Source organism: bacterium, from assembly GCA_040753085.1.
Taxonomy (GTDB): domain Bacteria; phylum UBA9089; class JASEGY01; order JASEGY01; family JASEGY01; genus JASEGY01.
The window spans coordinates 1-5523 of record JBFMHI010000179.1 but is presented as its reverse complement, the minus strand read 5'-3'; the positions used below and the strand labels follow the sequence as shown (position 1 = coordinate 5523).

10 protein-coding genes are annotated in these 5523 nt (G+C 47.4%); all 10 read left to right on the top strand.

What is annotated here, in order from left to right; translation table 11 throughout:
- The first annotated feature begins 374 nt into the window (after positions 1-374).
- The 10 genes from AB1797_12915 (at position 375) to AB1797_12870 (ending at position 5442) form a co-directional block, all read left to right on the top strand.
- On the top strand, positions 375-734 hold the full coding sequence (locus AB1797_12915) for a DsrE family protein (protein MEW5768492.1): 360 nt from the start codon (positions 375-377) through the stop codon (positions 732-734).
- A gap of 90 nt (positions 735-824) precedes the next feature.
- Complete coding sequence (locus AB1797_12910) at positions 825-1175, top strand: DsrH/TusB family sulfur metabolism protein (GenBank protein MEW5768491.1); 351 nt, start codon at positions 825-827, stop codon at positions 1173-1175.
- A 100-nt stretch (positions 1176-1275) separates the two neighbouring features.
- On the top strand, positions 1276-1533 hold the full coding sequence (locus AB1797_12905; protein ID MEW5768490.1) for a DsrH/TusB family sulfur metabolism protein: 258 nt from the start codon (positions 1276-1278) through the stop codon (positions 1531-1533).
- Between the two features lie 22 nt (positions 1534-1555).
- Positions 1556-1687, top strand: a complete 132-nt coding sequence (locus tag AB1797_12900; GenBank protein ID MEW5768489.1) for a hypothetical protein — start codon at positions 1556-1558, stop codon at positions 1685-1687.
- A 97-nt stretch (positions 1688-1784) separates the two neighbouring features.
- Positions 1785-2033, top strand: coding sequence for a sulfurtransferase TusA family protein (locus AB1797_12895; GenBank protein MEW5768488.1), 249 nt, complete (start codon positions 1785-1787; stop codon positions 2031-2033).
- Positions 2034-2047: 14 nt separating this feature from the next.
- On the top strand, positions 2048-2347 hold the full coding sequence (locus AB1797_12890) for a DsrH/TusB family sulfur metabolism protein (GenBank protein MEW5768487.1): 300 nt from the start codon (positions 2048-2050) through the stop codon (positions 2345-2347).
- Positions 2348-2400: 53 nt separating this feature from the next.
- Positions 2401-2760 carry a DsrE family protein gene (locus tag AB1797_12885; GenBank protein MEW5768486.1) on the top strand — a complete coding sequence of 120 codons (360 nt, stop codon included), beginning with the start codon at positions 2401-2403 and terminating at the stop codon, positions 2758-2760.
- 2 nt (positions 2761-2762) lie between these two features.
- Positions 2763-3164: a DsrE family protein gene (locus AB1797_12880; protein MEW5768485.1), complete on the top strand. Its 402-nt coding sequence runs from the start codon at positions 2763-2765 to the stop codon at positions 3162-3164.
- 93 nt (positions 3165-3257) lie between these two features.
- Complete coding sequence (locus tag AB1797_12875) at positions 3258-3521, top strand: sulfurtransferase TusA family protein (GenBank protein MEW5768484.1); 264 nt, start codon at positions 3258-3260, stop codon at positions 3519-3521.
- A gap of 58 nt (positions 3522-3579) precedes the next feature.
- The gene (locus AB1797_12870) at positions 3580-5442 is read left to right on the top strand and encodes a (Fe-S)-binding protein (protein ID MEW5768483.1); all 1863 of its coding nucleotides are present in this window, start codon (positions 3580-3582) and stop codon (positions 5440-5442) included.
- The last annotated feature ends 81 nt before the right edge of the window (positions 5443-5523 follow it).

Genomic DNA, 5523 nt, shown 5'->3' with positions numbered 1-5523 from the left:
ATTTATTAGAAAAAATCCGTGAGAATCCGCCAAAATCTGTGTCATCCGTGTGCTATTCTATCATTCTCTTCGTGGCTTAGTGGCTTTGTGGCTGAACGGTTACGATTGGGATTGTCAAGATGTAACTATTTAGCCACAGATTAACACGGATTAGCACGGATAAATAGCAGATAGCAGAGGACAGAAGACAAAGGTGAGAGTAGGGGCAACCCCTTGTGGTTGTCTGTAGGGGCAACCCCTTGTGGTTGCCCAACTGTGGTTGCCTTACGGACACGGTTCACGGATTTAAATAAAAAATCAGTGTTTCATCCGTGTAAATCTGTGGCTGAATAGTTACGTCAAGATAAATAAACCCGAAAGGAGGTGAAGAAGATATGGCCAAGATAGGAATGCTGCTTACTGAAGGACCATGGCAGACTGAGAATTACAAGGTGTTTACTAAAATAGCCGAGGCAGCCCTGGACAAGGGACACGAAGTCCAGGCCTTCTGGTATCTTGATGGCGTCTACAACCCTATTAAGCACCAGAAGTTTCCTGGCACAGAAGAGAAAAATCTGCCTGTCTCCGGCATGAAAAGGTTAGTAGAAAAAGGCGCCAGGATTATTGCCTGCGGGATTTGTGTAAATGGCCGCGGTCTGGAAAACGGCAAGGAGTTCATCGAGGGCGTCAAGGTCGGTGGACTGCCTGACTTCGCTGACATCATAGGCGAGGCTGACACATTGGTGACGCTCTAATATCAGAAGACAGGAGACAGAAGAAGGTAACACCCTATAATCTGACTTCTGACCTCTGACAATCTGATGAAAAAGGAGGCGAAGAGGTTAATGGCTACCAGAAAGTTGCTTTATCATTTTAATCGGGCGCCTTATGGAACGGTCTTTTATACAGAAGGCTGGCGTGCAGCCGTAGGCGCCACCGCGGGTATTGACGAACATGAAGTCACCCTGCTCTTTCAGGGCGATGGCGTCTATTACTGCCTAAAAGGGGCTGATCGAGCAGAAAACCTGGGCTATGAAGGGACCCTTCGGAAGGCAGGGGTCAAATACTATGCCGTTAAGGAAGACCTGGAGGCCCGGGGCATCTCCCCGGAGGAAGTGGCGTACGATATGACGGTGATTCCCAGAAAGGAGACCTGGGCACTGTATGCAGTGGCTGATTTTAACTTAGACTGGTAAGAGCAGAGGACAGAAGACAGGACCCAGAACACAGATAAAACCTGGCATCTGTTATCTGACATCTGACTTCTGACCTCTGATTTAAGGGAGGTGAAAAGATATGGCTGTTTATCTGGTCGATAAACCCAATGGAGAAATCGCGGCCGGGGTAGCTAAATTGGATACCGAGGCTCAAATCGTCCTGATCAAGGATGGTGTCTATCTTGATCCCTCTACTATGCCTGGCAAGATCTATGCCATGAAAGACGATGTAGAGGTTCGGGGACTGAAGGATAGATTGGCTGGCAAGGCCGAGACAATCGACTATTCCCAATTGGTCGATCTGATTGTGGCAAACAAGGTAATGAATTTCGCCTAAAAAACAGGTAACCGTTCATCCTATGAGGCTGGACGCTGGATGCTCGATCCTCGATGCTGGATGCTGGATCCTTTACCAGCATCGAGGATGGAGCATCGAGAATCGAGCATCGAGAATCGAGCATCGAGGATCGAGTTTGTGCCTTAGGGGCTGAACGCTTACAAAAACAGAAAACATAAGACAGAGGACAGAAGGCAGCCAATGCTCTGACATCTGGCCTCTGTCTTCTGAGTAAGGGAGGTGAAAGAAAAATGGGCCTAACATGTAGTAAGATTGATAAGGTAGTTGACATTACGGGCAAGATTTGCCCCTATACGGTGATGGAAGCCAGGGATGCCCTTAAGACCATGGAGTCCGGGCAGATACTGGAGGTGGTTACTGATTACAAGCCGGCCGCCACAGAATCTATCCCAAACTTCTGCAAGAAGAAAAACTATCCCATTGAAGTGATAGATAACTCTGACGGCACCTTTCGGCTTTTGATCAAAAAGGAAGAGTAAAAGGAGGAGATAGGATGAGGCTGGGGGTGTTTGTGAGTGATCTGCGTGGAAATGAAAAGATGCTTGATAGATTAAAGGCAGAAAAGCTGGGGGTGTTTTTAGTCGAAAACGGCATCTATCATGCCGTGATTAAAGAAGACGGAATGATTTCACCGTTGCTCCAGAAAGAAGGCGCAGATTACTATGTCCTGACAGAAGACCTCCAAACAAGAGGATTTACCTCTTCTGAGGTGGATAGTAAGGTGAGCGTAGTTACATATTTAGACGTGGTGGACTTGATGATGAATGATTATGAGAAATTAGTCTGGCTATAAAGATTCTTAATTCGAGACTCGAAACTCAAAACTTAATATTGGAGGTAGGAATAATGGCAACATTAAGCATTGGCCTTTTCTCTTCCCTGGTCGGCTCGATGAATTCTGATTTTGCCCTTAAGCTGGCCGAGGCTGCGGCTAATAAAGGGCATACGGTAAATCTGTGGTTCTCTGGTAATGCCACCACCCTGGCCAGAAAGGGACAGAAATCATTTAAAGACTACTCTTATCTGATAGAAAAGATAACGGCCTTACCAGAAAAAGGCGTCTCAGTAGCCGTATGTGAGGCATGCGCTGCTGCTCGGGGAATACACAAGGCAGAGGTTATCGAGGGGATAACGGTTCATAGCATGGATTGGTATGTGGCCAAAGCGGCCCAAAGCGACCGGGTGTTGCATATAGGAGGTGAATAAAAATGGGCAAAGAGATATTGTTTGTAGTCTCAAGACCCCCCTATAAGAGTGAGAACCCAAAGCTGGCCATTACTCATGCCATGGCCTGCTATGTGGCCGACATCCATATTGATGAAGAGGTAGAGCCAATAATGGCCTTTGTGGCGGATGGAGTGCTGAATTGCATCAAGAATCAGAGGTCAGAAGCGTTTTATGGCATAATAAGCACCGAACAGCATATAAAGAACCAATTGGCCTCTGATATGAAGATGTTTGTCTGTAAAGAAGATTTGCAGCGACTTGAAATAAAGGAAGAGCGGTTGATAGATGGCAAAGATATGGGGGCGGAAGTAGATTTGGAGATGGTCGGCTTTGAAGAGATACTAAAAGAGATGGAGAGGTGCGATCAAGTTATGTTCTTCTGAATGCAAAATGTATCGATTTCGGATTTCGGATTGGGGAATAAAAGCTCTTTAATCCGCAATCCACAATCCGAAATCGGAAGGGGGGTATTAAATATGTCGGAAGTAGATATAAAGACGGTAGCGCCCATCAAAGAGCTGGATGTTTTGGGTCGGGTATGTCCTTATCCTCTGGTAATGGCTAAAAAAGCGACTCATGGCCTGAATGAGGGAGAAGTAGTGAAGATGCTATGCGATTCCGAGGCCTCGGTAACCAGGGAGATTCCTGCCTTTTGCCAGAAGAAAGGGCTGCTGATAGACTCAATCAGGCGGGAAGACAAAGGTTATTGGGAAGTCTACATAATGAAACCAGGAGAATAACAGGACCCAGAACACAGATAACTTATTCCGGTCTGGGTTCTGTGCTCTGATTAGAAAGATGTTAGGCGAATATCCATTCTTTGATTCTTTCAGTGCCGCTGTTTTTATGATCGGGACATTTGTCCTCATTCTTGGGGTAATCAACAACCTCTATGTCTGGACAAAAGGGACTGGCCCTGGCCTTGGCCGGACCATTAGAGGGGCGGTAGGGATCATATTCAGCCGAAAGATCAGGCAGGTTCTATCCGCCATTCTTGACACCTTTATCCACCGGCGGCTTTTCCAAGAGAACATCCTGCGGGGTGTGGCTATGTTCTCCATTATCGTGAGCTATATCGGCATCATTATGGTTAATCACATCAAAGCGGCTGGCCTGCCGGAACTGGGCGGCATCTCGCCTCTTAGCATCCTTTTTTACTCGCCGTTTTCCGACTTCTATTTCCTACGCACGGTGACTGAAGCCACCTTCAACTCCACTCAGGCATGGTATGCCTTGTTAAACGACGGGTTTGGTTTCTTCATTTTAGTCGTGGGTGAAGGCATTCTTATTTATCGCCGGTTCATCCAGCGGGCATACGTATTTAGGATGAAGTGGATGGATGTCTTTGCCGTGGTTCTGTTAGGCGGTTGGTTTAGCCTGCGGTTCTTAGCCGAGGCAGTGAGCATTCTGGCCTTCCATGTGCCGGATTCGATTGCGGCCTACTGGTTTGTAGGCTATGGACTCTCCAAGGCCATTACCCCTTTAGGTCTTCATTGGCCTGACTTCTACATTATGACCTGGTCTTTATCCGGTATATTTCTGGCCACTTTAGTCGGCTCTATTCCCTTTAATCGCAAGCTGTGGCACATTGTTACCGCCCCAATCGCTATGATCTTCAATTCTCTTTCTGAAGAGCATCATATCTTCAGCCGGCCAGAAGATGAGACCCCCTTTTCCAAGCGGCAGTTAATAGAGATAGACGGTTGTGTTAAGTGCGGCATCTGTGCCGACCATTGTGTGGCTTATCAACATACCAGGGATGAGCATGCCGTCTCAGGCGGGGTTATTTCCTCCTATGGAGAAAGGCTGAGAGAGAAATATGGCTTCTTCTCCTCCCTGATAGACCACGATCCGCCAACCAAGAGTGCCCAGGATTTGTTGGCCACCCAGATTTACACCTGCACCCTGTGCGGCCGGTGCAAGGAGGTTTGTCCGGTCAAGATCAATACCCGGAGCCTGCGGGTCTCAATGCGCGAAGATGCAGTTAGAGAAAAGTTCGCCCCCAAGGCCATTAACATTGCCCTGGAAGCGGCCCAAAAAGAGCATAATGTCCTGAACTATCCCAATGCAGACCGGGCAATGTGGGGTGAGTTCTTGGACGATGTACCGGCCGAGGCCTATTTAGGTAAGGATAAGGCAGATGTCATCTATTTTGTGGGCTGCATGACCTCTTTTTCGCCAGCTATCTCGTCCGTGGCCGAGGCCAACCTGAACCTGCTGTATCAAGTGGGTGAAGACGTGGCCCTCTTAGCTGAAAATGAATGGTGTTGTGGATTTCCGCTTATTGTGGCCGGTCTCTCTCAAGAATGGCAGTGGCTGCGGGATGAAAATGTTAAAACTATAAAGAAGATGCAAGCCAAACAGGTTGTCTTTAATTGCGCTTCCTGTTACCATACCTTTAAGCATGAGTATGACCATCTCCTTCCAGGGGTGGAGTTCCTTCACCATACGGAATACATGCACCGCCTGATCAGTTCAGGCAAGGTCAAATTCAAGGGAATGAATGGCCGGGTGGCTTACCATGACCCCTGTGATTTGGGTCGGGGCTGTAAGGTCTTTGAACCACCCAGAGAGGCAATAAAGGCCATCCCGGGGATAGAATATGTAGAGTTGCCTTTAAACTTGCATTCCGCACTTGTAAAACAGGGTTATATGTGGTAAAATAGTAACGCATAGCCAGCAATAAACACAGCAATAAAGAAAGCAGAGGTCCTACCAATGATCAAAGCACTTAATGAAGTA

What these genes read in the sequence shown, in the direction of transcription:
- AB1797_12915 (MEW5768492.1), top strand. Translation starts at nt 375, where the DNA reads ATGGCCAAGATAGGAATGCTGCTTACTGAAGGACCATGGCAGACTGAG.
- AB1797_12910 (MEW5768491.1), top strand. Translation starts at nt 825, where the DNA reads ATGGCTACCAGAAAGTTGCTTTATCATTTTAATCGGGCGCCTTATGGA.
- AB1797_12905 (MEW5768490.1), top strand. Translation starts at nt 1,276, where the DNA reads ATGGCTGTTTATCTGGTCGATAAACCCAATGGAGAAATCGCGGCCGGG.
- AB1797_12900 (MEW5768489.1), top strand. Translation starts at nt 1,556, where the DNA reads ATGAGGCTGGACGCTGGATGCTCGATCCTCGATGCTGGATGCTGGATC.
- AB1797_12895 (MEW5768488.1), top strand. Translation starts at nt 1,785, where the DNA reads ATGGGCCTAACATGTAGTAAGATTGATAAGGTAGTTGACATTACGGGC.
- AB1797_12890 (MEW5768487.1), top strand. Translation starts at nt 2,048, where the DNA reads ATGAGGCTGGGGGTGTTTGTGAGTGATCTGCGTGGAAATGAAAAGATG.
- AB1797_12885 (MEW5768486.1), top strand. Translation starts at nt 2,401, where the DNA reads ATGGCAACATTAAGCATTGGCCTTTTCTCTTCCCTGGTCGGCTCGATG.
- AB1797_12880 (MEW5768485.1), top strand. Translation starts at nt 2,763, where the DNA reads ATGGGCAAAGAGATATTGTTTGTAGTCTCAAGACCCCCCTATAAGAGT.
- AB1797_12875 (MEW5768484.1), top strand. Translation starts at nt 3,258, where the DNA reads ATGTCGGAAGTAGATATAAAGACGGTAGCGCCCATCAAAGAGCTGGAT.
- AB1797_12870 (MEW5768483.1), top strand. Translation starts at nt 3,580, where the DNA reads ATGTTAGGCGAATATCCATTCTTTGATTCTTTCAGTGCCGCTGTTTTT.